We start from the raw sequence: 26,084 nt of genomic DNA, 5'->3' as shown, positions 1-26,084 counted from the left end.
TCGAGGGGGCGGCTCACCCCTTTACAGCGCAGCCTCGAAGATGGTCCTGTCGAAGCCCTTGAGGCGGTCTACAATGGGCTCGCGCGAGAGCAGCTGTACAGCCTCGATTGTTTCGTCGATCACGCGGCTCGCGAGCAAAGCACCCTCGATGACCCCGCCATATGTCGAGCAGATGCGCCGGATATCATATTGCTTCAAAAGCGCGAGATCAGCCTCGATCACAGAGGTATCGATGCCGCAAAGCCAGTCAAACTTGTGTCGGAGATAGCGGGCGATTGACCCCCGCGACAGCCGTTCGTCCCAGGCTGTCACAATATCCAGCGAGCTGGTGCCGAGCTGGGACAAGAAGCCCCAAGTGTCCGACCCGAACAGCGTGCCGGTGCGCTGTTCGTAGAGATGGGTCTTCGGCAGCACGACGACGGTGGTGCGAAGGATCTCCAGGCTCAGGGCTCCGATCGGGAGCGCGCTGCCAGGTTTCGCCCACTCGACACTAGCGTGAGCAATCGCGCTGACGTGCGATTCGAGGCTCTTTTGATCAACTCGCTCGAAGAAGTCGAGCGGGTTGAGCACTCCTCCGCAGAAGACGGCATCCAGCTCAACTTCCTTTACCAGGAACGGGAGATTGATGATCGCATCCGGTTCCCGCCGCGTCATGATCAGCTCGCGCCTGCGGCAGTCAGCCAGAAGCCAGCTGATACTGCGGCCGACCTCGTCGCGATGCGCCGCGAGGCCAGTATCGATAATCATGGCGTGTCCGCCATCAATCAGGACATAGCAGGACACGGCGAGGTGGCCCTCCAGCCCGGACAGTATCCAGGTGGCGGGCCGCGCCGCCGGAACATAACCGCTGACCGCGAAGATCCGGCCATCGCAGATGTCCGTGACAGCGCTCGGGCGCACGGGCGGCTGCGGCCGCGACGGGAGGGAGATGGCCATGGTCATTGCCGCATCAGTCTCCAAGAAATGCCCGAGCCGTTACGGGAGCCGGGAAGGCGAAATCGGATTGGTCACGCTCGGAAGTGCCATGCCCTGCTTGATCAGTGGCAGCATCTGCGCCGGCGCTTCGATGACGGAGCCGTGCGCAGGACAGATGAAGCGCGGTCGCACGATGTCGATCAACCCGTCCAGCGCTGCGAAGGTCTCGGACGGGTTCATATAGCGTGTCCATTGCAAGGCGAGCTCAGAGAGGAGCCGAACCATCTTGCGATCGGGGATCGGCTGTTCGCCCGCGGTCAGCCCGCAGGCTCCCGGCATGTGGTGGTGGGTGACGGAGAAGCCGTCGGCCACGAAGAGCGCCCGGTCGCCGGTGTCGAAGGCCCAGAGCGTATCCTTCAGGTCGTTCCAGATTGCCGGCACCAGAACGACCTTGCGATCGCCAAGGTCGATCGCTCCCCCGGCCTCGATCTGAACCAGTCGATTGGCGAATTCAGGATAGTACAGATCGTAGTCACGAACGTCGCCGACGATCTTGGCATTGGGATATTTGACCAGCCATTTCGGCATCAGCCCGAAATGTGGGAACTCGCCGTGGGTCGGAAAGATATAGTCGATCCCGGCCTCCCCGACGAATTCATCGAGGGCCTTGTCGATCAGATCGGCGTGGCTGGGGTGCCCGGTGTCGATGAGGATCGATTTGCGCGAGCCCTTGATTGCATACATGCCAAAATGCGAATGCACGAGCTCGCCGTCGAGCTCTAGTTCCATGCAGCCGCCGGCCCAGAGAAGGCTCGGTGTGATCAGGCGTGGAAGCTCGGCTTTCCCGCCGACGGGCTTGCTGATGATCATGGCGCTTCCCGTTCGGCTTCCATTCTCGAGGCATATCGGCGTGCGGCAGCTGGCGGGTCTGTCGAGCCGGGCTCGCGACGCTTTCCTCTCCGATGATTTCCAACATCGCCGATCGGGCAAGCCTTCTACGCGGCAGTCTTAACAAGTGAGACAGGCAAACATCCCGATTGCAGATGCCACGGCCACATGCGTCGATCCAACCTAGACGCATCTTCCGCCTTGTCTGCCGCCAGGCAGACGCGGAGAGGGGCGCCATGACAGCGGCCGCCATGATCCGCGATTAGGGGGAAGACATGAGTTCGATTGCGAGCCACATCGACACGGACGCCGTCGCGGAGCCCGCGGCCAGCGCGACCGCCGACCGCATTGTCGGCAAGGTGATCTGGCGGCTGCTGCCCTTCATGGCGCTGCTGTACTTCGTCAACCAGCTCGATCGAGTGAACATATCCTTCGCTGCGCTGACCATGAACCAGGATCTCGGCTTTACCGCCCAGATGTACGGCTTCGGTGCGGGCATCTTCTTCGTCGGCTATTTCATCTTCGAAATCCCGAGCAATCTGCTCTTGCACCGCTTTGGTGCAAGGCTCTGGATCTTCCGGATCATGCTGACCTGGGGCGCAGTCTCCGTCGCGATGGCTTGGGTCAACTCGCCGCAGGCGTTCTATGTCATGCGATTTTTGCTCGGCTTTGCCGAAGCCGGGTTCGTCCCAGGCATGTTCCTCTATCTGACCTACTGGATTCCCAAGGCCTATCGCGGCAAGGCGCTTGGTCTTTTCATCATCGCCGCGCCCGCAACTCCAGTTCTGGCGGGTCCGATCTCGACGCTGCTGCTGGAAATGGACGGACTTCTAGGCCTGCGTGGTTGGCAATGGATGTTCATCCTCGAAGGCCTGCCGGCCATTGTGCTCGCATTCGTCACGCTATCGTACCTCACCGATCGGCCGGCAAATGCACAATGGCTGACAGCCCAGGAGCGAACATGGCTCGAGGACACCATCGCAGCGGAAGAGAAGGTGGTGGCGCAGCACGGTTCTGATAGCCTGTGGGACGGGCTGCGTTCACTCAAGGTCATGACGCTGACCATCTGCTATCTGATGCTCGTGATCGGGACATTGGGCGTCGCTTTCTTCCTGCCGCAGATCATTCGCACCTTCGGTCTCGGCAATCTTGCTGTTGGCTTCGTGATCGCGATTCCCTATGGACTTGCCGCCGCCGCCTGCATCCTCTGGCCGCGACGTTCCGACCGCAAGCGCGAGCGGCGCTGGCATCTCGCATTGGCCTGCTTTGCGGGAGCGGGAGGCCTGGCGGTCGCGGCGTCGATCGGCACGCATTGGCTGGCTATCCTGCCACTATGCGTTGCACTGATGGGCGTCTATGCGGCTTTGCCCGTGTTCTGGTGCATCCCCGGCAATTATCTCATAGGACTTGCGGCCGCCAGCGGCATCGCGCTGATCAACTCGATCGGTAATCTAGGAGGGTTTATCGGCCCCTTTCTGGTCGGCTGGTTGCGCGATCTGACCGGCAGCTTCAACACCGCGCTGCTGTGTCTCTCGATCGGCCCGCTCGTCGCAGGCCTGATCATTCTGGCGATGCCTGGCGAAATCGACAAATCCGCGAAATAGGGCCTCGCGACGCGATGCCAGCAGTACAGCTGTCGGCGGGCGAAGACGCCATGCCGACAGCTGGCGGCGGATTAGGCGACCTCGAGATTCTCGATATCCAGCAAAGTGCTCATTCCGCGCGGGAGTTCGCGTAGCTGTGCCGACAAGAGGCTCGCTTTCTGGCGCAATTGCGGGATCAAAGCGGACAGATCGCGCAATCCGAGCTGTTCTCCAGCAATGCTGAGCGCCGCAACAGTGCGTTCAGACTTGTCCTTCAAGGGTACTGCGATACAGCGGACGCCTTCAATGAATTCCTGATCGTCCAGCGCATATTCCACAGTGCGGATGTGCGCGATCTCGTCCAGGAGGCGCCGAGGTTCACAGATCGTATTGTGAGTTATCCTTACCAGCGGCGCTTCATTCAGATACGCGTTCAGCTGGTCGATACTCAGCGCAGCCAGGAGCAACTTTCCAGGCGCAGTGCAATAGGCCTCGTAGCGATAGCCGATCGTGCTGCGCATCTTCTGGTGCACACCGCTGTCATTCCCAGCCATGATGACCAACTCGCCATCGTCGAGCATGCTCAATCGCGCGCTGATCCCAGCCTTGCTGAGCAGATCCTTGAGCTGCAATTCCACAATCTTGCGGACTTGATGAATATTGTCGGAGATCGACGCGTGGATCCCGACAAGCTTCTCGCCGAGCTTGAAGGTTCCGTCCCCGGTCGCTTGCAGCGCGCCTACCGCCTTGAGCGTGCCGAGCAGGCGATGAGTTGTCGGCAGCGACAGGTTGGCCTTGGACGCGATATGCCGCAGCGAAATCGGCCCGCTTTCTGAGCACACAATCTCGATCAATCGAAACGCCTTCGCGATTGACTTGTTTGATTGAGTAACCATTCCGACCTCCCGTTGCGCCAAACAGGCGCCCTGGGCCCAATCTGCGAGGGCTCCAATTTAAAAGGATAACAATCGGCCGCGAACGCAGCAATCCTTCTCATGACGCGAGCGACGTACCGCACCCACGACGTTCGATTCCGGCGTCAAGAAAGTGAACGCCCCGCGTTGAATCGTAAAATTAGACTTTGAATACTGCCTCCAATTCAGAGGCAATTACCGCGTAATGATCGTCGCCAATCATCGTTTCCGGCGGAGATGCCGCGCCCAGATGCTATCGCAAGACCTCACTGCTTGAAGCAGTTCTCGCGGTGCCATTTCAGGAAAGGTGGGTGCGGGCGCTCATGCGTCCTCATCGGCGCGACGGCGCGTCCCGTTTTGTTGATGAAACTGCGAATGCCATCCGGGTCGTTGGCTTGCCGCGACACCAGGATGTCGAGATCGTCCGACAGGCTGATGAGGCCACGGTCGAACATCCAATGGGCCGTGCCCGAGAGGGCGATACCGTTGCTGACGATGTCGGGACCATGTGCTGCAACGGGTCGAATATGGGCGGCCGCGACCTCGGCACGCCCGCCGCCATTGATGAGCTTCAGCCCGGTCACCGCGCAGCGCTCGTCATAAGCGCGCAGGACGACACGCCGGAACACACGATCCCGGACCAGCCGCGATGTGATCAGCGTCAGCCGCTCGCGCTCCTGGTCGAACGCGAAAGGCGCCTGCTCCTCGGCAAAGCCGGACAGGGGCTGATCGACGCGCGGTAGCAATGTCTCGTGCTCGTCGAGGCCGAGAGCCAGGATACGGTCGAAGTCGACTGGTGAAATCGGTCGCACGGCTGCCTGGGCTCGGCCCGATATCCGCCCCTGCTCGTTCAGGACGCCGCGCTCGACGACGCCATTGGCATCGGTGAACGGGACAGGACGGGCGAAGTCGAGATAGCTGTCGGGTTCGATGATCGCGATGAACATGTCAGGCGCGGCAGGGTCCGCGATCACCTGCTGAACCTTTGCTACGGCGAAATAGCCGCGCGTCTCGGTGACCTTGCGCGGCTCGTAATAGATGATCCAGCCGCCAACACAGGCCTGCACGCGGCCAAGATATTGGCGCGGGAACTGATAGCGTTCGGCAGGGCTGTCGTCGTAGATCGAATCGTGACGGTGGATGAAGACGCCGAAGGCCATGAACACCTTATAGCGCGACATTCAGAGTTGGCGAGACCGATCCGATAACCTGCTTCGGTAGCGCCAAGAGTTGACTTTGGCTGCCAGCCTGGAAGCGGATATTGGCAGCACGCGAAACAATCGACTTAAGTCTTCGAGGACGCTGGCGGCTTCACAGCTGTCTGCCGCTGACCGGCCGCCCGCACGAAATCAACTTCAGCATCCCGGCCATACAGCCTGGCGCCACGAAGGACGTCGTCGAGCCCTTGCCCACACGGGAACGGTAGATGTGCCTATCCGCCAGCGCCTTCCGAAAGGCTCCGGTGATCTTCGCCTTGATCTCTTGCGGTGACATCCAGGTTTGCCTTGGTTGGGGGCGAGCGCGGATGGGCTCCCACGGCGTCGCCAAGTCCGGTGAACGCCATGAGGCACTAGCCAAGACGCCAGCCGCCGCTCCGATCTCTATCGGATAGAGTTGATCTGATTTATCAGAAGCTGATTGAGGAACTGTTTGGATAGGCCCGGAGCCGTCGCAGCCGGGATGGCTGCATTTGCGCTCGGCGCAGGCGGGCCAGAGGCGAATGCGAATGTAATTTTATCCGAATTGATGCGCGAAGCCTCGCCTAAGCCTCCCGGCCCTTTGAAATGAGTAAGCGTCCAGGTCGGTCCGAGCGCATTCACATTGCGCGTCACGACAAAGTTTACGTGACCACCGAATTCCCCGCCGCTATCCAGCTTCGCTCCCTCTACTTTGCGACCGCCGGCGGTCATGGCGAGGAATACGGTGTTCCTTATTCCAAGATCACCAGCGAGATTAGTATCTGCTTCGGGGCAGCGCCCATACTCTGGAAATTTGTCTACACGTCTTGCTAGATTAGCCATCGAGAAATACAGATTCTGAGTGTAATTTTGTTCGCGCGATCGACCAAGCCTCGCTCCGAAACCTAACTCGAAAAGTGGCGGATAGGGGAAACTCAAGCTTGGCGTCAGCTGTCCCGAGTCGGTAACCTGAAGCGAGAGGGAAGCCGCCACCTCGTAGTTACCCGTCAACAATACTGTCCTATAGCCCCCATACGGTCCCCCCTCGCGCACAAGGTCCACCAACTCGCAAGTCACGCGGCTTGTTATCGAGTTTACCGTCGGACCACCTTCCTTTTCCGGGATGTCGAACGCCGGGACACTGCAGCCGCCGGCCAGCGATGCAAGTAGCAAGCACACAAGTGCTGGACTCTTCGGCTCAGTCCGAGGAGTTACGACACGCATGGCCTGCCTACCTGAAAATGGGCGTGGCCTGCTCCCTCAATCGACAACTGAGTGTCCAGATCATCACACTGCTGGCGAGTCGCCTGGCAGCAGATCGCCTTGGGATTGCGACCTGGTCGAGTAACCGTGCAAGCGCCCCTCTCGTTGGCGGCTGCGTCGGCCGAAACGCGTTCGGCCGCGAATGGGAGATCGCGTTTCTGAATCTTTGCGAACATCGCGCGGATCTGGCGCGCGCTATACTTGACCGCCATCACGTGCCCCCCCGGAGGCTAGCTACCAGGCCAGCAACCTAAGGTTGACCAGGCGTCAGCCCTGGTCAAGGAGCATCGGGGTTTCTAAGGATTCGATCTGGCTCTGGCGGTGCCTGGTCCGGTACGAAGTCTCCATGTTTTCGTCGCTATGCGGGACACCACTACCAGATCTGAGCGCATCGCAAGCGTCGGCGTTCGTAGCGTCATCGCCATATTAGGCAATTAAGCCGGGAGCCAATTCAGTCTTCAGAGCCTCCGGTGTAGCTGATGTTATTGACTCGTCACGTTGTCCGCCCAAAATCAATCCGCGAAAACCTCGGGAAAAATCGAAGTGGCCGAGGCGCGTGGTTCGGGGGGAGCACCGATGCTGTTGGATCCATCGATCGTCGAGGAGGTGAAGAAGCGTTGGAAATCCTATGGAGGGGACGTCCGCGACGCTCGCGATCTGGCCTCCATAGGCAATACCGCTGCGAGGCCGGCCGATGCCACGGTCGAGTTCTGGAAGCGCCGTGCGCTCGCTCCGTCGCCTGACGGTACCGCGTTCAGGACAATCCCGCCCACCGAAAGCCTCTTGATCGAGGGCTTGGGACTGCCAGTGGATCGACGTGCTGAGCGCGTCCTGGGGACGAGCGACCTGCTGGAAGTCGTCTTCCTCGAGGCAGCGCTCGCGGTGGCGAGGACGGTCGCCCGAATTCGCGTGAACGGGACCACCGGCTCGCTGCTCGGCTACGGCACCGGCTTTCTCGTGTCCCCCCGATTGCTGCTGACCAACTGGCATGTCCTAAAGACGGAAACGGTGGCCGCGATCGCCACCGCGGAATTCGGCTACGAGACCCGGCTGGGCGACGGCGCGGCTCGCGATGGGTCCATCTTCAGGCTGCGCCCGGACCAGTTCTTCCTCTCGCAGCAGGACCTCGATTTCGCCCTAGTGGCGGTCGAGCAGACCGGCACGGCAGGCCAGTCGCTCGACGCATACGGTTTTAACAAACTCGTCGACGACGACGTCGACCTGATCGTCAAAGGTCAGTTCGCCAACATCATTCAGCATCCCTCCGGCCAGCCCAAGCAGTTGGCATTCCGGCAAAACGAGGTGCTCGAGAAACCAGCGAACTTCCTCCACTACCGAACGGATACCGCACCCGGCTCCTCGGGGGCGCCGGTGTTCAACGATCAATGGCAAGTCGTGGCGCTGCATCGCGCCGGCGTTTGGGCTACGAACGCGGCCGGTCAAATCCTCGCCGTCGATAACACGGTCTGGCGCGAAAGCATAGGTGAGGACCGTATCAAGTGGCTGTCCAACGAAGGCGTACGAATTCCCGCACTCCTCGCGCGCTGGCGCGAGCAGCCGTCATCCCTTCGCGGCCGTGAACTCCTAGAAGCGGTTTTCGCGCCCGGCGTTCCCGCAGTCACCGAACGGATGAAAGCGGAGGGCGCGCACCTGTCCCAAGGCGTCGCGGCGACACCCGGCGCGCTCGCCCATCCGAAGCCGCAAGGCGCGAGCGATGGACCCGAAATCGTCGATGGCGTCGCGACGTGGAACATCCCGCTGCGCATCTCCGTCTCCCTTGGGAATTTGCCTGGAGTGACTTCGTCGAGCACCGCGCCCGTCGTATCTGAGCTTCCCGCCGTTGCCCCAGCCCCCACCCCGGCACCGGCTCCGGCGCCGGACTTGGCGACCGTGTTGCGCCGCGCCAACGAGGTGCTCGCGGCCGGCCGTGACGACATCTTGAGGATAAGGGCAGGGTGGCAGTTCGACGAGAACGGCGTGACGGACAAGCGCGCGCTGGTCGTCGTCGTGAAGCGCAAGCGGTCGCCGGCCGAACTCGCCCGAGCCGCCATCACCGAACTGCCGAGGACCTTCGAAGGCTACCCGGTCGACGTGATGGGACCGTCCGTCGAGGATGTTCTGCGCATGGAGCTCGGCCCCCAGCGTACGGAGAGCTTGCTTCCCGGGAGCGTCTCCCCGGAGGAGATAAAGTACCATCCGCCCGAGGGACTGTCGCTGAAGCCTGTGCGCGGCACCATGCGCGTCGTCGCGCATGTCAGCCCGGATGCGGGTTGGCCCGTGCTGAGCGCCTTCATCGCCGACGCTCGCGAACAGCTTGTCGGTGCGATGTACGAATTCACGGCCTCCCACATCCGGGACGCCCTCGTCACGGCCGCTTCCAAACCTGGCTTCAAGAAGCTCACCTTGGTCCTAGATTCTACGCGAGGGAGCGCCGGAAACAATCCTTTGACGCCCGACAGCGAGGCGATGGTTCGCAAGATGCGCGAGACCATCGACACGAAGCTGGAAACGGCTTGGGTAAAGCTCGGCTCGGTCAACGGCTGGGTGAACCACGACTATCATATCAAGGTGCTCGTCCGCGACGGCGAGGCGCTCTGGCTTTCGAGCGGAAACTGGAAGGACTCCGGGCAGCCGACGCGCGATCCGGCGGGCGACGAGGACGCGTTGCGCACGATGCTGCGCAAGACGAATAGGGAATGGCACGCCGTGATCGAGCACCCCGGCCTGGCAAAGACTTACCGCACCGCCATCCTCGGCGACTTCGAGGCGAACCGCGACACGCGGCCCGAAGAGCTCGGCTTGCCTGAACTGTACGTCGAGTCCCGCCCGCTGCCGCCGGCGGAGGAGGCCCGCGAACCGGTCCGGTATTTCGCACCCTTCGACGAGCGCCGCGAGTTCAGCGTCCGGCCGATCCTGACTCCGGACAATTACATCGATGTCGTGCTCGATGCGGTGCGCGGCGTGTCGAGCGCGTTGCTCATCCAGAACCAAAGCCTGGCCACTCCCACGGAGAAGGCCGACCCGCGCTATCGCGAGCTATGGGAGACGATCCTGGCCAAGCAGAAGCGCGGGTTCGACGTGCGACTGATCTTTCGGATACAAGATCGCGACAAGGCAGGCAGCCGCGAGATGTTCGAGGCGTTGAAGGACTTCGGCCTCGACGCGAAGCGCATAAAGATCCAGCCGGGTTGCCACACGAAGGGAATGGTGATCGACGGCCGGCATGTCCTGCTCGGCAGCCACAACCTGACCAACATGGGGGCGACCACGAACCGCGACGCCAGCCTGCTGTTCGACGACGTCGGCCTCGCCGCTTACTTCTCGGCGTTGTTCGAGCACGATTGGGAGCATGTCGCCACGTCGCCCACCGCGGCGAGTTGGCGAGGCGGCGAAATCGCGCGCGCGGCGGGGGAAGCTCCCGAGGGGTTCGAGCCGTTCGATTGGAAGGCGTGGCTGGAAGCACGGTGACGAACCCAGCCTGCTTGGCGCGAGGGTTCGAATCCCTTCTCCCGCTCCAGGACATCTTAGTACTGAAGGCTGCCAAAGGCGCCGGATTTTCCGGCGCTTTTTGCGTTTGGGGCTGTGGGCGAACGCCGCCTTTCCGTGATGCCTCGAAAATCCGTGGTTGCCGTATGGTGACGTGGATTGCTTCGCGCCAGGAGCGCACCTTGGGGCAACGCCCGGAAGCGGACGTCCGCTGCGCGACCGCAGCAGAGCCCGAACGGACTCGCTGCGGACATTAGCAAGCACGGTAGTTGGATAGGCGCTGATCTCGCGACGAGCCGCGCTGCGATCCACCCTCCAGGCTAGGCATTGATGACGAGGCTAACCAACGCGCGGCATCGTTGCCCGCGCGACGGCTCGATTCGACCGACCCTCTGCAATCGACGGGGGACGACGAAAGCCGATCGCAATACGGTTGAAGGTGTTCATCAAGCCGATCGCAATGGTCAGGTCGACGATCTCCTTCTCGCCGAACACGGCGGAGACGGCTTCGAATTCGTGGTCCGGAATGGCGGTCTCGGCGACGCGGGTGACGGTCTCAGCCCAGCGCAACGCGGCGCGTTCTCGGTCGTCGAAGACGAGGCCCGCTTCCCGCCAAACCTGCACAAGCGCCAGCTTCTCCGGCGCGACGCCGTTGCCGACGAGATCGCGCGTGTGGAGATCGAGGCAATAGGCACAGCCGTTAATTTGCGAAATGCGCAGAAAGACGAGTTCGACGAGCACGCCGCCGAGTCCGGCCTGCTTGACGTATGCATAGACGCCGCCGAGCGCCCTGTAGCCGGCGGGCGCCACCTTTTCGTAGTCAATTCGAATGCTCACGAAGTGCTCCTGGATCCGCAAAGGGGATGTCACGGTCGCCGGAAGACATGAGGGAAATCCGGCGGCTCGGTACGGGTTGGGCCTGTGGACGGCATTGTCAGGTCAAGGAAGCGCCGTTCAGCTGCCGGCCGAATATGAAGGCGGTTCGGCCTGATCGACAGAACCAGGATCGCGCGGTCGCGATGGACCATGAAGCGACGGCGACCGGTGTCTTGGTCCATTCGAATTCGAAGTTCCTGGTACTGATCGCGCGGCCATCGCGACGTTAATTCCTCCTGACCCAGCCAAGCCCTGACCCAGCCAAGCCCTGACCCAGCCAAGTCCGTGAGGAGCCAATGTCAGATCCAATCGATGCCTCGGTCGCCTTGCCGAACGGGATCGTCCTGCGCCATGCGCACGGCCCTGCCGAATTGACGGCATGCTTTCCCGTGATATTCGGACTGCGCCCGCGGCTCAAAGGGGTCGAGGAGTGGGTCGAGCGCGCTTCCGAGATGGCCACCGACGGCTACCGCGTCCTGGCCGCCTGGCAGGGAAGCAGGGTGGTGGCGCTGGCCGGGTATCGGGTCATGGAGAATCTGATCCACGGCCATTTCCTCTATGTCGACGACCTCGTGACGGCGGAAGGCGAACGGCGCAAGGGGCTCGCCGCGGCGCTGCTGGCGGAGCTGTCCGCGATCGGCGTCGACGAATATTGCGGGCGCCTTGTCCTCGATACCGCGGCGACGAACGAGAACGCGCGGCGCTTCTACAAGCAGGAAGGGCTGGTGGACGCCATCGTCGGATTCATCAAGCCGCTGAGGCAGCCGGCATGAAGATCCTTCACATCGACTGCAGCCCGCGCGCGACCTCGCAGAGCCGCCAGCTCTCGGCCGCGATCGTCGAAACGCTCCTGACGCATCTGCCGCGTGCCAGCGTCCATCGGCGCGACCTTGGAGCCGAGCCGTTGCCGCACCCTGCCTCGGATTATGCCGTCGCCCTGTCGTCCGCAGCCGCCATGGCAGCGGCAGGGGCGAGCGGCGCGCTGGACTTGTCCGAAACCGTGATCCGGGAAGTCGAGGCCGCTGACGTGATCGTCATCGGTACACCCATGAACAATTTCACCGTGCCCTCGGTGCTGAAGGCGTGGATCGATCAGCTGCTGCGCGTCGGCCGAACCATCATGCCGACTCCGGCCGGCAAGGTGGGAATGCTGCGTGACCGGCCTGTCTTCGTGGGGATCGCGTCCGGCGGCGTCTTCACCGGCGACAAGGCGAACCAACCCGATTTCCTGACCCCTTACCTGTCGGCCGCCCTGGGCTGCGTCGGCCTGACGACGCTGCAATTCCTTCCCGTGCAGGCGACGGCCTTTCTCGATCACGACCAGACCAGTTCGGCACGGGAAGCTGCGCTGGCGGCCATCGACCTCAGCGTCATCGACAGGTTGCGGTGAGCCGGGTTGCAAGCGACAGGCGCGCCTGCCTTCAGCCGGCGCGCCTCATGATTTGTGCAAGCGGCGGGTGATTCAGTGCACGGCCGCCAAATCCTATGGAGTGAAGCGATGGCGCTGACAGTGTTCGTGGCCGGTGCCACCGGAGTGATCGGGCGATCTCTCCTGCGTCTGCTGCGGGATGCCGGTCACACGGTCGTGGGCATGACGAGGACGCCGGAGCGTGCTGCGGAGCTGGAGGCGTTGGGCGCTTCTGCCGCGATCGCCGACGCGTTCGACGAGGTCGCGCTGGAGAAGGCTGTCGCGGCGGCCGCGCCGGATGTTCTCGTCCATCAACTCACCGACCTCTCGACCGGCGCAGGTGCCGGCGTGCGCGAAGAGGGCGTCCGGCGCAACGCGCGCATCCGCCGGGAAGGGACCGCCAATCTCGTGCGGGCGGCGCGCATTTCAGGGGTCAGGCGGTTCGTCGCCCAGAGCATCGGCTGGGCCTACGCTCCCCAGACGCCTCCGTTCCTTGAGACCGATCCGCTGGACGTCGCCGCCACGGGCACGCGGGCCATTTCCGTGACCGGAGGCGTCATCCCGCTGGAAAGCGCCGTACTCGATCAGGACGCGTTCGAGGGCCTGGTGCTCCGCTATGGCCAGCTTTACGGGCCCGGCACCTGGTCGGCCGAGCCGAGCGGCACGGCGCCACTGCATGTCGAGGCCGCCGCATATGCCGCATTCCTCGCTGTGGATCGCGGCAGGTCCGGAGTCTACAACATTGCGGAGCCGGGCGGCGCGCTTGTGATAGACAAGGCTCTCGGCGAATTGGGTTGGAATCCCGACTTCCGCCTCGCCGGGCAGACATAGCGCATGGAGAGCGACGCCCTTTGGAAGACGACGCAGCTGACGCTGGATCGCGTCGGTCCGTCGACGCTCGTCGATCAGATCGCGCGCCATGTCGAGGTGGCGATCGCGGAAGGGGCGCTGCGATCGGGCGCGCGCGTGCCTTCCTGGCGCGACCTCGCGGCGCAGCTCGGCGTCGCTCGCGGCACGGTGAGGGCTGCCTATGAAAAGCTGATCGATCGCGGACTGCTCGTCGCGGCCGGGTCCGCGGGAACCCGGGTCGCCGGTCATCTTCCGCCCGCGGTGACGTCGCTCGGGCCGGAAGCCGAAGCGCTGTTTCCGGAAGACTTCCATTACCGCCCGCCGCAACCATTGGTCTTTCAGATGGGCGTTCCGGCGCACGACGCCTTTCCCGCCACGCTATGGGCGCGCCTTTACCGCCAATGGGTGCAGTCGACGTCGCTGCGAACCGGCTACAGCGACCCTCGCGGGCTTTCCGAGCTGCGCTCCGCGATCGCATCGCACGTCGCCCTCGCGCGAGGAATCGAATGCTCTCCCGAGCAGGTGATCGTGACCACGGGGTTCCGCGGCGGGCTCGGGATCGCGCTGCGCGCCATCGACGCCGTGGGAAGGCAGGCCTGGGTCGAGGATCCCGGCTATCCGGCGACCCGATATGCGCTCGAGCTGTCGGGGGTGCACCCGGTCGCCGTGCCCGTGGACAGCGACGGCCTCGTCGTCGAGCGCGGTTGCGAATTGGGGCCGCGGGCCGCGCTCGCCGTCGTCACGCCCGGCCAGCAGGCCCCGAGCGGCGTCGCTCTTGCAGAGCATCGCAGGGAGCAGTTGCTCCGATGGGCCAGTGCCCGCGGCGCATGGATCATCGAAGATGACTACCTCGCCGAGCTGCACCTGTCCGGCCGGTCTCCGAGCGCCCTGGCCTCTGGGCCCGGCGCCGATCGCGTCGTCCATATCGGCACCTTCAGCAAGACGATCGCACCGATGGTCGGAATAGGCTTCGTCATCGCGCCACTTCCTCTCGCGCGCCGGCTGATCGAGGTCGCCACCTGGCTGAGCGCCCCTCCCAACGCCGCCTTGCAGCTCGCATTGACGGCCTTCCTGCGTGACGGGCATTATCTGCGTCATCTGCGGAGGATGCGGCGCCTCTACGGGCAGAGGAGGCGCTGTCTGCTTGAGACCTTGGAGAGGCTCGGGGCGAGCGCCGCGAGGCCTGCCGGATTGTCAGTTCTCCTGCCGTTGCCCACCGGGTACGACGACCAGCGCCTTGCGCTCGATGCGCGAGCCGCCGACCTGGGGCCTACTCCGCTGTCGCCTTGGTTCGCCGCCGCTTCACGCTCCCAGTCGGGTCTGCTTCTCGCCGTTGCCAACGTGCACGAACGCAAGATCGACCAGGACTGCCGCCGCTTGCTCGGGATGATCTGAGACGCGCGCCGCATCCCGATCCATCGTCATCCGGCGGGGATCGCCTTTTCCGTCCGGTGGAGGACGCGCAGCAAGCCGACGGATGACTTCACGACGGATGGCGCCGACTTGCGGCGGCCCTGCTAGACCCGGCTTCCGGTATCTGCATGGAAGCGTTGCCTGTAGTCCTGAGGCGCGACGCCGAGCGCGCGGAGGAACGACTCCCTCATCGTCTCCCTTGCACCACTGGCTGACATTGGGGTGTTACCCGGCAGCAGACATTCGCCTTACCGGCCTCTCGAAAGGTGGCGTTAACGCCGCCTTCGCTATGGATGTGCCCGTAGCTCCCGCAATCGTGTCGGTCTGCCGCGCCATCGCGGCCCGCGAGATGGCCGGGTCAGCCGCGGCGGGGACCCGACATCATGCGCGTAACGCATTTTCTGATCTGCACCATCGCGGCCGGCGCCGCAGCGATCCTGGCCAGCGGCTATGTCGCCTATCAGCAGATGCACTCACTCTCGACGGCTCGCGAGACACGCAGTCTCGTCGTCGCGTCCGAGGCTGTCAGCCGCGTCATCGAGAGCGCGGCGATCGAACGGGGCGTGATCACGCAGGTGGTCCTGGCCGCGGACCCCGACGGAAAGATCGCCGCATCGGCCAACCAGGCGGCACGCGCCACCGACGCCCGCATCACGCAGATGCAAGCCAGTTTCGCAGACACCGCCTACGCCAAGCGTCCGGAGTTCGCGGGCCCCGTGTCCCAGATCGGCCAACGCCTCGCCGACGCACGCAAGCTCGCCACAGCGGAGGGGGCCAAGCCACTGCAGCAGCGCGATCCAAAGGCGGCGCAGGTCTTCAGCGGCACCGTCCTCGAACTGCTGAACCAGCAATCCGCGCTCCAGCGCCAGCTCGGAGCCCGCATTGGCGATCTCAACCCAGAGGTCAGCAACACGGTTTCTCTGGGCGAACTCGCGACGACGGTGCGTGAGGCAGCCGGCAGCCGGTCGGTCCATTTTACGCAGTATGTCGGCAGCGGCATCAAACTGACGCCCGCTGCCGTGTCCCAAGTCGATCGCTTGAGCGGCCGCATCGAGCAGCTCTGGCTGCTGATCGACCAGGCCGTGACGCAGATGCAGACCACCCCGCAGCTCAAGACTGCGCTCGAGATCGTCAAGACCGGTTTCCGCGACGAAGAATCCAAGACCTATGGGACGATGTATGAGGCGGCCCGCGACGGGAAGCCGGTCGCGATCGCCCTCGCCGACTGGCGCAGCTGGACGCAGAAATCGCTGGCGACCATCCTGCAGATGCGCGACGCCGCCTTCGAGCAGGCGAAAGTCGAGATCGATGCCGATCTGTCGAGCGCAGGCTGGCGCCTGGCACTCTCGCTCCTGGCGATCCTCGTCGTCACCGGCCTCGTGGTCGGAATTGTTCTGTTGTTCCATCGCGGCGTGGTTCGGCCGCTCGGGCAATTGGCTGACTCAGTCGGGCTGATGCTGTCGGGCGCCGACGACGCCAGAATCCCGGCCAAGGTCAACATGGTCGAGATCGACGCGATCAGTCATGCGCTGGGCGATTTCCAGGCCAACATTCAGCGCGTCCGAGCGCTGGAGGCACAGGAACAGTCGGCGGCCGCAGCCCGTCTCGCCCGCGCCCAGTCGATGGAAGCGGTGGTCTCCGATGTCGGCGAGGTGGTTGCGGCTGCGGCAGCCGGTGATTTCTCGGCGCGTCTGCAGATCGACCAGTCGGACGAGCAGATGCAGAAGCTCGTCGCCGGCATCAACGAGATCAACGCCGTGGTGGATTCGGCCACCAGCGAGTTCGCCAGGGCGCTTTCGGCGGTCGCCGGCGGCGACCTTACGGTGCGGGTGGATTCGGCCTATCGCGGCAAGTTCGCCGAGCTCAAGGGCGCGATCAACGACACGGTCGACCGGCTGTCCTCGACGGTGCGCACGATCCAGGCGACCTCGGCCGATGTCGGCCTCGCCGCCCGCGAGATCAACATGGGCGCCGACGACCTGTCGAAGCGCACCGAGGAGCAGGCCTCCAGCCTGGAGGAGACCGCCGCCACGACCGAGGAGCTGGCAGCCAGCGTCAAGGCCTCGGCCCAGGCCTCGAAGGACGCAGCGGCCATCGCCAACGATGCGATGCAGGCGGCGCAGTCGGGCGGCGAGATCGCCGGCCAGGCCGTCGACGCCATGGCGCGCATCGAGAGCGCCTCGCAGAAGATCTCCGACATCATCCGGGTGATCGACGACATCGCCTTCCAGACCAACCTCCTGGCGCTGAACGCGGCGGTGGAAGCCGCGCGTGCCGGCGATGCCGGCAAGGGTTTTGCCGTGGTCGCCTCGGAGGTGCGCACGCTGGCGCAGCGCTCGGGCGCTGCCGCCAAGGACATCTCGACCCTGATCTCCTCGTCCAATGCCGAGGTCGGCGAGGGCGTCAAGCTCGTGCGCCAGGCCGGCGCCCAGCTCAGCCAGATCCTGGTGTCTTCGCAAAAGGTCGCCGCGACCATCGCCGACATCTCGTCGGCCTCGGGGGAACAGGCCAACGGCATCGACGAGATGAGCCAGGCCGTCGCCCATCTCGACGAGATGACCCAGCAGAACGCAGCCCTCTCCGAACAGAGCGCCGCATCCGCCGCATCCCTCTCCGCCCGCATCGGACAGCTCAACGACCTCGTCGCGGCGTTCAAGACCGGGCCGGACGCCGCTTACGCAGCGCCCGCGCTGACCAGCGCGCCGGTCTCGGAACCCGCGCGCCTGCGCCATCTGGCGGAGGCTGCCTTTGGGAAGACCAAAGTCCCTGCGCCTCGGACACAGGCACCTCGGGCCGCCGCCCCGGCGCCCCACCCAGCACCGGCGGCGCTCGCCAAGAAGGTTGCCAACTCCCGCGCCAGCGACGCGGGCTGGGAAGAGTTCTGAGCCACGCCTCTCCGTCCTACGCAAGACGAGATCCAGGGGCCTGGACCGGACACGGTCCAGGCCCCGTTCTTTGAAAGTCAGTCCAGACGATCCGGGCCTGGTCCCCTGACTCGCCGCAGCTTCGGAGGCCGCATAGCTGGGAAGACGTTCGCCGCCGCCGCCAGCGACGAGAGGCGAGGCGGCGAGGTGAAGTATTGTCCGCGCCTGGTCGAGCGCATCGGCCGGAAGCCAGTTACCTGGGTCACTGCTGGTGAGATCAAATTCCTCGCCCTGGACGTCTTCCCGAATGCGTAGAATTCGACCCGCAACCGGCATGTCATCACGCCGTGTCGCGCGATGACGATACACCGCGACTAGAGCATTTTCGAGCGAAGTGGGCACCGGTTCGCGTGAAGACAATGCGATAAAACAAATAGTTAGAGCATTGCCGCGATTCGGAGAAACGCGGAGATGCTCCAGGGCGTGTGCAGATGAGTTGCCCGGCGCGCCCAAAAATAGCGCCGCTTGGCAACAGGAAACGCAGTCACATCTCTTCACTTAAAGCGGGAAAGACGCGCCAGGAGCGGAGATTGAGCCCTCTGCAGGAAGCGGACGCTGGTCGTGTCCGCCTGCATGGGTCGGCAGCTTAACTCTCGGCGCCTCAATCGGCGGGCCCGTGGTCGGGTTCGGCGTACCGCGTTCGCGGCCGACGGCCCCCATTGACTCGGGACGCTCTGCTATGAAACATTCGTTTCGTTCAACCTCGAACGAGAAGTCATGCGTTCCATCACTCAAGACACCGTTGCCCTTCTCACCGCCGCGCTGCGCCGCCTGCCGCCGCAGCAGGCCGATGCGGCGCGGTTCGTGATCGGGCGCAGCTTCGAGGCGGCGACAATGCCGATGCGCGGGCTGGCGCGGGCCGCGGGCCTTCCACCTGCGACGTTCACCCGGCTGGCCCAGTCTCTGGGCCTCCCCGGTTGGGAGGAATTGCGCGCTGGTTTGATCGCCGATGCGCGCGACGACCTCGGTGCGCGGCGGCCCTTCTCGGTCCGGCCCTTGCCGGAGGGAGGACCCGAGCCGCTCGCAGGCGCGATGATCGCGGCCGATCGGGCCATCCTCGACAATCTCGACGCAGCCCGTATCGAGCAGGCGGCGACGCTGCTGGAGGCCGCGCCGCGCGTTATCGTCGCTGGCTTCCGCAGCTGCCACGCCCCGGCGCTTCTGTTTCATTACCAGTATCGGCTGTTCCGTCCGGACACCACGCTGATAGGGGGCGTCGGCGGCGTGCTCGATGTCGAGCTCGGCGGCCTCAAGTCCGGCGACGCGCTCGTGCTCTTCGGCTTCGATCCCTATTCGCGCGATGGCCTGCTCTGCGCGGAGGCTGCGGCCGATGCCGGCGCGAAGGTCGTCGCTATCGTCGACCGCCCCGACGCGCCGGTGGCCGAGGGCGCCGCGGCGGTGCTCACCTTCGGCACGGATTCGAGCGGCTTCTTTCCTTCGCTCACGGGCTGCATCGCGCTGGTGCAGGCGCTCGCCGCGACGCTCTATTCCCGCGCGGGGGATGCGGGGCGCGAGCAGTTGCGCCGCACCGAGGCGCGCATCGCCGCCCATACGCCCTATCTCGAAACCGGGCCACGTCGGCGATGACACGACTGCTGCACCGTTCACCGGCCTTTCCGCCGCCAGTCGCCGCCGAAAGCAGCGGCATCCTCATTCGCACAGCCGACGGGCGCGCGATCATCGACGCCGCCGGCGGCGCAGCGGTCTCCTGCCTGGGCCATGGCCATCCTGCGGTCATCGCGGCGATCCGGGAACAGGTCGGCAAGCTCGCCTATGTCCATAGCGGCGCCTTCAGCAGCGCGCCGGCGGAGGAGCTGGCGGAGTGTCTCGTCGGCCACGAACCTGGTGGGCTGAGCCATGCCTATTTCGTCTCCTCGGGCTCCGAGGCCTGCGAGGGCGCCTTCAAGCTGGCGCGGCAGTATTTTCTGGAGGTCGGCCAGCCGGGCCGGACGCACTTCATCGCGCGGCGCCAGAGCTACCACGGCAATACGCTCGGCGCCTTGGCGGCGGGCGGCAATGCGGGCCGCCGGGCACCCTATGCGCCGCTGCTGCCCGAGAGCTTCAGCCATGTCTCGGCGCCCAACGCCTATCGCCGCCCGGCCGGAACCAGCGAAGCCGATTTCGTCGATGTGCTGGAGGCCGAGCTCGAAGCCGAGTTCCAGCGCCTCGGCCCCGCCAGCGTCGCCGGCTTCGTCGCCGAGACGGTGATCGGAGCGACCGCGGGTGCGATGCCCGCGCCAGCCGGCTATCTCGCCATGGCCCGTCGCCTCTGCGACCGACACGGCGCCCTGCTCATCCTCGACGAGGTGATGTGCGGCATGGGCCGGACCGGGACGACGCATGCCTGGGAGCAGGACGGCGCGAGTCCGGACCTCCAGACCATCGCCAAGGGGCTGGGAGGCGGCTACCAGCCGATAGCCGCCGTGCTGATGCGCGAGCCGATCTTCGCCGCGATCCGCGCCGGCAGCGGCCGTCTCTGGCACGGCCACACCTATATGAACCACCCGGTCGCCTGCGCGGCGGCGCTCGCGGTGCAGCGGACCATCGCGTCGGAAGGGTTGCTCGACCGGGTCCAGGCGATGGGCGAGCGGCTCTCGCAGCGGCTCAACGCTCGCTTCGGCAACCATCCCCATGTCGGCGACATCCGCGGCCGCGGCCTGATCCAGGCGATCGAGCTCGTGTCCGACCGCGCGGCCAAGGAACCCTTCGACCCGGCGCTCAGGCTCAACGAGCGGGTCAAGCAGGCCGCCTTCGATCTCGGCCTTGCCTGCTACCCCTCCGGCGGCACTGTCGACGGCGTCCGCGGCGACCATGTGCTGCTCGCTCCGCCCTACATCGTCACGGCCGAAGAGATCGACCGAATCGTCGAGATCCTCGGCGAAGCGGTCGATCTGGCTCTTGCTTCCTGAAGGTTGTCGCTGATGCCCCGCCTCGCCGTTGCCCGGTTCTCGCATGAAGGCAATTCCTTCTCGCCGGTGATGACCGGGCTCAACGAGTTCCGGCGTGAATGGTATCAGGGCCAGGAGGCCGAGGCTGTCTACCGCGGCACCACGACCGAGGGCGGCGGCGCCGTCGCGTTCCTCGACGCCCATCCCGAATGGCGCGGCACGTTCCTGCGCATGACGGGCGCGACGCCCGCCGGCCCCGTGACCCGCGAGGCCTACGACACGATCATCGACGAGATCGTCGCCGACCTCACGCAGGGCGAATGGGATGCGGTCTTCCTCTCGCTGCATGGGGCAATGGTGGTCGAGGGCATGGACCTCGCCGATTACGAGATCGTCCGGCGCGTGCGCGAGGCGATCGGGCCTGAGATGCCTTTCGGCGTCAGCTTCGACCTGCACGCCAATCTCGACACGCGCATCGCCGATCTCGTCACCTTCGCCGCCGGGTTCAAGGAACATCCGCATATCGACATGAAGGAGACCGCCGAGCGGGTGCTCGACGTGCTCGACCGCACGGTGAAGGGCGAGGTCCGACCCGTCGGCCACATCGCCAAGCTCGACGCGATCCTGCCCAGCATCAACATGCGCACGGCGGAGGGGCCGATGGCGGAGCTCGAAGCCTTCGCGCGCGGCCTCGAATTCGATCCGCGCATCCTCGATGCCTCGCCCTTCGGCGGCTTCTCCTATGGCGACACGGTTGTCGCGGGCGCCGGCGCGCTGGTTTATGCCGATGGCGACCGGGAGCTGGCGAAGCGCGCCGCCGAGCGCATCGTCGAAGAGACCCGCAAGCGGCTCGACCGCTTCTATATCGCGCTGCCCGATGCGGCGGCCGGCATCGCCCAGGCGCTCCGGCTCGGGCCGGAGGCGCAACCCGTAGCGGTGATCGATTCAGGCGACAACCCGCTCTCGGGCGGCATCGGCGATACGCCGGAGATGCTGCGCGCGCTGCTGGATGCCGCCCCCCAGGTGCCGACCGTCTTCGCCTTCTTCGCCGATCCCGCGCTGGTCGAGCGATGTGTCGCGGCAGGCGAAGGCGCTGCGATCAGCGGCACGCTCGGCGGGCGGATCAGCAGCGATTTCGGCTCGCCTGTGCCGTTCTCGGGGACTGTGCTCAAACTCACGGACGGCCACTACGCCAACAGCGGCCCGATGATGCGCGGCCTGCCGATGTCGCTCGGCCCCACTGCCGTGATCGGCATCGGGCAGATCAGGGTGATCGTCACCACGGCCTGCGGCTCGGCGCATGACCCGGCCTTCTATACGCTGCACGGCGTCGACTTCGCCCAGGTCGCGCTGCTCTGCGCCAAGGCCAAGAACCATTTCCGCGCCGCCTTCACCGCGATCTGCCCGACCATGATCGACATCGACGCGCCCGGTCCCGCTGCGCTCGATATCAACCGCTTTCCGTTCCGCCTGGCCCCGCCCACCCTCTATCCGCTCCGTATCAGGGAGGCTTCGTGATGAGACGCCGTGATTTCCTCGCCGCCGCTGCCGCGACCGCAATCGCTCGTCCGGCGCTCTCACAAAGCCGCCAGCGGGTCCTGAGGTTCATTCCCCAGGCCGACCTCGCCAATCCCGATCCGATCTGGACGACCACGACCGTCGCCTACAACCACGGCTTCATGGTTTGGGACACGCCTTATGCGCTCGATGCAAACTACCTGCCCAGGCCGCAGATGGTGGCGGGCCATGAACTGTCCGACGACAAGCTGACCTGGCGCTTCACCCTGCGCGACGGCCTCGTCTTCCATGATGGCGAGCCGGTGCGCTCGATCGACCTTGTCACCTCGATCCTGCGCTGGGCCAAGCGCCGGCCGCTCGGCCAGCTCATGATGAGCTTTGGCGCCGAACTGACCACCGAGGGCGACAAGGTCTTCACGATCCGACTGAAGAAGCCCTTCGGGCTGATGCTGAACGCGCTCGCCGATTACTGCTTCATCATGCCCGAGCGCATCGCCAGGACCGATCCGTTCAAGCAGATCTCGGACTATGTCGGCTCCGGCCCCTACCGCTTCCTGCGCGACGAATGGAAGCCCGGGGCGGGCGCGGCCTATGCCCGGCACGAGCGCTACCTGCCGCGCCAGGACGAGACGAGCCTGCTGGCCGGAGCGCGTATCGCCCATTTCGACCGGATCGAATGGCTCGTCATGCCCGATCCGGCCTCGGCAGCCGCAGCGCTCCAGACCGGCGAGGCCGACTGGCTGGAGAGCCCGCTGCCGGACCTGCTGCCGATCCTGCGCGGCAACCCTGCGACCCGCGTCTTGCGCAACGACCGTATCGGCGCCATCGGCATGGCGGCGATCAACCACCTGCATCCGCCCTTCAACAACCGCAAGCTGCTGCAGGCGGTGCTGACTGCCGTCGACCAGAAGGAATTCATGCAGGCCGCCTTCAACAACGAGCCCGAGCTCTTCGCCACCGGCGTCGGGGTCTTCACAAAGGGCCTGCCGATGGACAATGACGAGGGCATCGGCATCCTCAAGGCGGACGTCGCGTTGGCGAAGAAGATGGTGGCCGAAAGCGGCTACAAGGGCGAGCGCGCCGTGTTGATGGCGCCGGGCGATCAGGCTGTGCTCGGGGCCTTCGCGCCGGTGATGGCGGCGACGCTGGAGCGCATCGGCATCAATGTCGACCATGTCACGACGGATTGGGGGACGCTGGTGCAGCGCCGCTCCAGCCAGGAGCCCGTCGAGAAGGGCGGCTGGTCGATGTTCTGTACCTCCTATACCGGGCTTTCGGTGATGGACCCCGCCGTGCACCTGCCACTGCGCGGCACCGGCAAGGCCGGCTGGTTCGGCTGGCCGACCGATCCTGACATGGAGAAGCTGCGCGACAGCTGGATCGATGCGCCGGACCTTGCCGCCCAGAAGCAGATCGCCCGCAGGATGCAGGCTCTCGCCTTCGAAAACGTGCCGTTCATTCCGCTCGGCCAGTATTATTTCGCGACGGCGGCGCGTGCCGACCTGACGGGCTTCGTTCCGTGGCCCACGCCGATCTTCTGGAACGTCCGCCGCAGCGGCTGAGCGCGGGCACTCCAATGCAGTGCTGCGCCGCGAAGCTCCAGGCTGTCCGTAGCAGTGAGGCGCCAGCAGCGGACATCCGGACCTGGCCGGCAAGCAAATATTCCTCGTGCTCGTTGGCAAGGCCCGGGAGACGGCAGCGGCAGCTGCTTCGCGGCCTCGCTACAAGGACTCGAGAGCGGACCTGGGGCTTACCGCGAGGTCGGCATAGAGATTGCCAGAATGAATGGCGATCAAACGACGTTCATCGAAGCGCTTGGCCTTCTCAAGACCGCAGAAGAACGCGTTGGGGATCTTGAAATCAGCCAAATGATCTCGAGGTTTGAGCGGTGCATGGCTAAGATCGATGTCGAGGAGCCAGCGAGTGAATTCCAAGATGCTTTGGTGGACTGAGCAGCCGGCGAGGCGATCGAAGGCGGGACGGCCTGGGACGAAGCGGCAGTTCTGGCGAGAACGAAGCAGATTGAGGCATTTGCCAGGGAGGAATGGCGGACTAGCCGCCGCCTGATATGGGTCTTCCGACCGAAAGCACGTGGGAAGCGAGGGCGCCAGGCAACTCCGAGTGATAAGCACGGACAATGAGGAAGCCGCATACCCCATCGCGTCGTACGGCCTGGTGCTTCACTATGACCTGGCGCAAATCACAGACCCGCAATTCGCCTCGGCCGTGCGGTGCGACTGCTGAGACCTCGCTGGACCATGCCCTTCACTCGCCGATTGGGACATTGAGAGCCGGCCTCGCGCCGGAAACGACGCGACCATGTCCGGACGCGGGAGTAGCTCAGGGGTAGAGCACAACCTTGCCAAGGTTGGGGTCGAGGGTTCGAATCCCTTCTCCCGCTCCAGGACATCTTAGCACTGCAGACTGCCAAAGGCGCCGGATTTTCCGGCGCTTTTTGCGTTTCTGGGGTTGTGAGATCCGAGGGGCTATCCAAAGGGCGTCTAAGGACCGCGGTTACATCTCGGTTACCGAGCCTGCTTGCCCCAGCCCCCAGGAATCGGTTCACCGAGCGCTTGCTGGATCAAACCTCGCAGCTTTCGCTGCGAGGTCGATCTGCCAAATCACGTTCGATCATAAACAGGCGCCGCGGGGGCGACACGTTTCACTGCGTCGATTCCGTTCTGGGCGGCCTGTTTGGTCGTGTAGACTTCCGAGTGGCACAGCTTCTCGCCGTTGTTGGCCTTAAGATGCCAAAAATAGCCGCCGGAGCTCGCCTTAAAGATTTCGAACATGAGTTTTAGCCCTCCTCGGGCTCAGAAAGAGACCCGTCCGAAGCGCCGGGCCGTTGATTTTTGAGGAGGGGCCAGCTAGGTTCGTGGCGTTCAAGGCACGTCTAGCGGAGCTTCGGCCCCTCATTGGAAACCGGCTGTTAGCGCAGCCGGTTTTCCTGCCATGCCACCTTTGGAGTCAGATAAGGACCCATTGGCGGAAGATCTTCGGCCTTGGCGGGCAGTACGCCTGGAAACCGTGAGCCGTCCTTGATCTCAGCAATGCGCCCCTGATTCACGCCGAAAAAGGCAGCGATATCGTGATGGCGATCGCCCCGGAAAATCATTCCCCGGATAAGGGCGGCATCTTGTTTCGTCAGCGCGAGCCCGCTGGGCTCGGCTCTTGTACTCATGTGAAACCTCCATTCTGGATGTGAGTTTGTCGGGGAACTTCCCGACGACCGCAGCATGAAGGCAGAGTTTGCCGAAATCAAGGCATAATCTGATAATAAATTAACGTAGCCCGCTACGAAATTGAAATGCCGTTGACCCGTAGCTGTATATGAGACATCAAAGCGTCATGCGGACCAAACTCAAAATCAAAGCTGCAGCGCTGCATGCTGCCCGGTTGGGGCAGGTCGCGAATGTATTTGCAGGCATCGGCGTCTCGCGCGAAGAGACCGTGGAGCGCCCAGGCGAAAAGCTGCCGGTGATAGGCGTTCGCGATCTTCAGGACGGCACTGTTGCTGCAAATGATGAGCTCGATACGGTTGGCTTTCCATTTCCAACAAGAGCCGCAACCTATGCGGTTCGGCCCGATGATGTTCTTCTCACCGGGCGCGGAACGCTCCTTAAGTTCGGTCTAGTGGGCGAGGAAACGGCTGGAGCCATCGCCAGCGGCAACATAATCGTTGTGCGACCAAATGCGGAAGTGAAGGGAGGCGCGCTGTTCGCGATCCTGTCCAGCGACGTGTTTCGCCCGAAGATCGAAGTGCTGCGTCGGGGTGCGACCACGCTATTGTCGCTGTCCCCGAAGGATCTCGCCAAGCTCGAAATCAATCTGCCGCCGATCGACGAACAAGAGCGCATAGCCGCCCTCGTCAAGGACGCGCAGATCGCTTACCGCACCGCCCTTGAGGCTGCAGAAATCCGCCGCGCACTCGCGCGACGCCTGATCGACGCGCGCCTTTTCGGCGACAACCAGAACCATTGA

General features: G+C 64.4%; 21 protein-coding genes and 1 tRNA gene. 14 read left to right on the top strand and 8 right to left on the bottom strand.

Annotation, left to right across the window (positions count from 1 at the left end; genetic code table 11):
- Positions 1-21 precede the first annotated feature (21 nt).
- Together CYD53_RS13100 and CYD53_RS13095 are read right to left on the bottom strand one after the other, a co-directional pair.
- Positions 22-942, bottom strand: a complete 921-nt coding sequence (locus CYD53_RS13100; RefSeq protein ID WP_103718530.1) for a ComEC/Rec2 family competence protein — start codon at positions 940-942, stop codon at positions 22-24.
- Between the two features lie 33 nt (positions 943-975).
- A complete protein-coding gene (locus CYD53_RS13095; protein ID WP_103718529.1) occupies positions 976-1,785 on the bottom strand; it encodes an MBL fold metallo-hydrolase in 810 nt (269 codons plus the stop codon).
- A gap of 293 nt (positions 1,786-2,078) precedes the next feature.
- On the opposite strand from CYD53_RS13095, the gene CYD53_RS13090 reads away from it, so the two are divergent.
- Positions 2,079-3,407, top strand: a complete 1,329-nt coding sequence (locus CYD53_RS13090) for an MFS transporter (RefSeq protein WP_103718528.1) — start codon at positions 2,079-2,081, stop codon at positions 3,405-3,407.
- A 71-nt stretch (positions 3,408-3,478) separates the two neighbouring features.
- On the opposite strand, the gene CYD53_RS13085 is transcribed toward CYD53_RS13090, so the two are convergent.
- The 3 genes from CYD53_RS13085 to CYD53_RS29935 all read right to left on the bottom strand — a co-directional run bounded on the left by CYD53_RS13085 (position 3,479) and on the right by CYD53_RS29935 (position 6,489).
- Positions 3,479-4,282, bottom strand: coding sequence for an IclR family transcriptional regulator (locus CYD53_RS13085; protein ID WP_103718527.1), 804 nt, complete (start codon positions 4,280-4,282; stop codon positions 3,479-3,481).
- Between the two features lie 284 nt (positions 4,283-4,566).
- Entirely contained in the window at positions 4,567-5,460 is an 894-nt protein-coding gene (locus tag CYD53_RS13080; RefSeq protein ID WP_103718617.1) for an HNH endonuclease, read from the bottom strand.
- Between the two features lie 441 nt (positions 5,461-5,901).
- Positions 5,902-6,489 carry a hypothetical protein gene (locus CYD53_RS29935; protein ID WP_146055913.1) on the bottom strand — a complete coding sequence of 196 codons (588 nt, stop codon included), beginning with the start codon at positions 6,487-6,489 and terminating at the stop codon, positions 5,902-5,904.
- 828 nt (positions 6,490-7,317) lie between these two features.
- On the opposite strand from CYD53_RS29935, the gene CYD53_RS13070 reads away from it, so the two are divergent.
- Entirely contained in the window at positions 7,318-10,209 is a 2,892-nt protein-coding gene (locus tag CYD53_RS13070) for a phospholipase D-like domain-containing protein (protein ID WP_103718525.1), read from the top strand.
- A gap of 357 nt (positions 10,210-10,566) precedes the next feature.
- Here the strand turns inward: CYD53_RS13070 and CYD53_RS13065 are convergent, their stop codons facing one another.
- Positions 10,567-11,064, bottom strand: coding sequence for a carboxymuconolactone decarboxylase family protein (locus CYD53_RS13065; protein ID WP_103718524.1), 498 nt, complete (start codon positions 11,062-11,064; stop codon positions 10,567-10,569).
- A 365-nt stretch (positions 11,065-11,429) separates the two neighbouring features.
- Here CYD53_RS13065 and CYD53_RS13060 point away from each other — a divergent pair, with 365 nt between their 5' ends.
- The 11 genes from CYD53_RS13060 to CYD53_RS13010 all read left to right on the top strand — a co-directional run bounded on the left by CYD53_RS13060 (position 11,430) and on the right by CYD53_RS13010 (position 24,507).
- Positions 11,430-11,876, top strand: coding sequence for a GNAT family N-acetyltransferase (locus CYD53_RS13060; protein ID WP_210202337.1), 447 nt, complete (start codon positions 11,430-11,432; stop codon positions 11,874-11,876).
- Positions 11,873-12,493: an FMN-dependent NADH-azoreductase gene (locus tag CYD53_RS13055; RefSeq protein ID WP_103718522.1), complete on the top strand. Its 621-nt coding sequence runs from the start codon at positions 11,873-11,875 to the stop codon at positions 12,491-12,493. The genes CYD53_RS13060 and CYD53_RS13055 overlap by 4 nt, the downstream gene beginning before the upstream one ends.
- A gap of 108 nt (positions 12,494-12,601) precedes the next feature.
- The gene (locus CYD53_RS13050) at positions 12,602-13,342 is read left to right on the top strand and encodes an NAD-dependent epimerase/dehydratase family protein (RefSeq protein ID WP_103718521.1); all 741 of its coding nucleotides are present in this window, start codon (positions 12,602-12,604) and stop codon (positions 13,340-13,342) included.
- A 3-nt stretch (positions 13,343-13,345) separates the two neighbouring features.
- Entirely contained in the window at positions 13,346-14,755 is a 1,410-nt protein-coding gene (pdxR, locus tag CYD53_RS13045) for a MocR-like pyridoxine biosynthesis transcription factor PdxR (RefSeq protein ID WP_103718520.1), read from the top strand.
- A gap of 401 nt (positions 14,756-15,156) precedes the next feature.
- On the top strand, positions 15,157-17,658 hold the full coding sequence (locus CYD53_RS13040) for a methyl-accepting chemotaxis protein (protein WP_103718519.1): 2,502 nt from the start codon (positions 15,157-15,159) through the stop codon (positions 17,656-17,658).
- 756 nt (positions 17,659-18,414) lie between these two features.
- Positions 18,415-19,284, top strand: coding sequence for a MurR/RpiR family transcriptional regulator (locus tag CYD53_RS13030; RefSeq protein ID WP_103718517.1), 870 nt, complete (start codon positions 18,415-18,417; stop codon positions 19,282-19,284).
- Positions 19,281-20,606 carry an aspartate aminotransferase family protein gene (locus CYD53_RS13025; protein ID WP_103718516.1) on the top strand — a complete coding sequence of 442 codons (1,326 nt, stop codon included), beginning with the start codon at positions 19,281-19,283 and terminating at the stop codon, positions 20,604-20,606. The genes CYD53_RS13030 and CYD53_RS13025 overlap by 4 nt, the downstream gene beginning before the upstream one ends.
- A 12-nt stretch (positions 20,607-20,618) precedes the next feature.
- Positions 20,619-22,103: a M81 family metallopeptidase gene (locus CYD53_RS13020; RefSeq protein WP_146055911.1), complete on the top strand. Its 1,485-nt coding sequence runs from the start codon at positions 20,619-20,621 to the stop codon at positions 22,101-22,103.
- Positions 22,103-23,665: an ABC transporter substrate-binding protein gene (locus CYD53_RS13015; protein WP_103718514.1), complete on the top strand. Its 1,563-nt coding sequence runs from the start codon at positions 22,103-22,105 to the stop codon at positions 23,663-23,665. Before CYD53_RS13020 ends, CYD53_RS13015 begins: the two co-directional genes overlap by 1 nt.
- A gap of 219 nt (positions 23,666-23,884) precedes the next feature.
- Positions 23,885-24,055 carry a hypothetical protein gene (locus CYD53_RS30265; protein ID WP_181011844.1) on the top strand — a complete coding sequence of 57 codons (171 nt, stop codon included), beginning with the start codon at positions 23,885-23,887 and terminating at the stop codon, positions 24,053-24,055.
- A gap of 377 nt (positions 24,056-24,432) precedes the next feature.
- A tRNA-Gly gene (locus tag CYD53_RS13010) sits at positions 24,433-24,507 on the top strand.
- A 217-nt stretch (positions 24,508-24,724) separates the two neighbouring features.
- Here the strand turns inward: CYD53_RS13010 and CYD53_RS13005 are convergent.
- Both CYD53_RS13005 and CYD53_RS13000 read right to left on the bottom strand, forming a co-directional pair.
- Positions 24,725-24,895: a YegP family protein gene (locus tag CYD53_RS13005; RefSeq protein WP_103718513.1), complete on the bottom strand. Its 171-nt coding sequence runs from the start codon at positions 24,893-24,895 to the stop codon at positions 24,725-24,727.
- A 137-nt stretch (positions 24,896-25,032) separates the two neighbouring features.
- Positions 25,033-25,284: a hypothetical protein gene (locus CYD53_RS13000; protein WP_103718512.1), complete on the bottom strand. Its 252-nt coding sequence runs from the start codon at positions 25,282-25,284 to the stop codon at positions 25,033-25,035.
- 167 nt (positions 25,285-25,451) lie between these two features.
- Here CYD53_RS13000 and CYD53_RS12995 point away from each other — a divergent pair, with 167 nt between their 5' ends.
- Positions 25,452-26,084 carry a restriction endonuclease subunit S gene (locus CYD53_RS12995; protein ID WP_103718511.1) on the top strand — a complete coding sequence of 211 codons (633 nt, stop codon included), beginning with the start codon at positions 25,452-25,454 and terminating at the stop codon, positions 26,082-26,084.

The organism is Allobosea psychrotolerans, assembly GCF_002917105.1.
GTDB classification, from domain to species: domain Bacteria; phylum Pseudomonadota; class Alphaproteobacteria; order Rhizobiales; family Beijerinckiaceae; genus Allobosea; species Allobosea psychrotolerans.
Note: the sequence above shows the minus strand (reverse complement) of the source record. Positions and strands in the feature narration are given on the sequence as shown.

What these genes read in the sequence shown, in the direction of transcription:
- CYD53_RS13100 (WP_103718530.1), bottom strand. Translation starts at nt 942, where the DNA reads ATGACCATGGCCATCTCCCTCCCGTCGCGGCCGCAGCCGCCCGTGCGC.
- CYD53_RS13095 (WP_103718529.1), bottom strand. Translation starts at nt 1,785, where the DNA reads ATGATCATCAGCAAGCCCGTCGGCGGGAAAGCCGAGCTTCCACGCCTG.
- CYD53_RS13090 (WP_103718528.1), top strand. Translation starts at nt 2,079, where the DNA reads ATGAGTTCGATTGCGAGCCACATCGACACGGACGCCGTCGCGGAGCCC.
- CYD53_RS13085 (WP_103718527.1), bottom strand. Translation starts at nt 4,282, where the DNA reads ATGGTTACTCAATCAAACAAGTCAATCGCGAAGGCGTTTCGATTGATC.
- CYD53_RS13080 (WP_103718617.1), bottom strand. Translation starts at nt 5,460, where the DNA reads ATGGCCTTCGGCGTCTTCATCCACCGTCACGATTCGATCTACGACGAC.
- CYD53_RS13070 (WP_103718525.1), top strand. Translation starts at nt 7,318, where the DNA reads ATGCTGTTGGATCCATCGATCGTCGAGGAGGTGAAGAAGCGTTGGAAA.
- CYD53_RS13055 (WP_103718522.1), top strand. Translation starts at nt 11,873, where the DNA reads ATGAAGATCCTTCACATCGACTGCAGCCCGCGCGCGACCTCGCAGAGC.
- CYD53_RS13050 (WP_103718521.1), top strand. Translation starts at nt 12,602, where the DNA reads ATGGCGCTGACAGTGTTCGTGGCCGGTGCCACCGGAGTGATCGGGCGA.
- pdxR (WP_103718520.1), top strand. Translation starts at nt 13,346, where the DNA reads ATGGAGAGCGACGCCCTTTGGAAGACGACGCAGCTGACGCTGGATCGC.
- CYD53_RS13040 (WP_103718519.1), top strand. Translation starts at nt 15,157, where the DNA reads ATGCGCGTAACGCATTTTCTGATCTGCACCATCGCGGCCGGCGCCGCA.
- CYD53_RS13030 (WP_103718517.1), top strand. Translation starts at nt 18,415, where the DNA reads ATGCGTTCCATCACTCAAGACACCGTTGCCCTTCTCACCGCCGCGCTG.
- CYD53_RS13025 (WP_103718516.1), top strand. Translation starts at nt 19,281, where the DNA reads ATGACACGACTGCTGCACCGTTCACCGGCCTTTCCGCCGCCAGTCGCC.
- CYD53_RS13020 (WP_146055911.1), top strand. Translation starts at nt 20,619, where the DNA reads ATGCCCCGCCTCGCCGTTGCCCGGTTCTCGCATGAAGGCAATTCCTTC.
- CYD53_RS13015 (WP_103718514.1), top strand. Translation starts at nt 22,103, where the DNA reads ATGAGACGCCGTGATTTCCTCGCCGCCGCTGCCGCGACCGCAATCGCT.
- CYD53_RS30265 (WP_181011844.1), top strand. Translation starts at nt 23,885, where the DNA reads ATGAATGGCGATCAAACGACGTTCATCGAAGCGCTTGGCCTTCTCAAG.
- CYD53_RS13005 (WP_103718513.1), bottom strand. Translation starts at nt 24,895, where the DNA reads ATGTTCGAAATCTTTAAGGCGAGCTCCGGCGGCTATTTTTGGCATCTT.
- CYD53_RS13000 (WP_103718512.1), bottom strand. Translation starts at nt 25,284, where the DNA reads ATGAGTACAAGAGCCGAGCCCAGCGGGCTCGCGCTGACGAAACAAGAT.
- CYD53_RS12995 (WP_103718511.1), top strand. Translation starts at nt 25,452, where the DNA reads ATGCGGACCAAACTCAAAATCAAAGCTGCAGCGCTGCATGCTGCCCGG.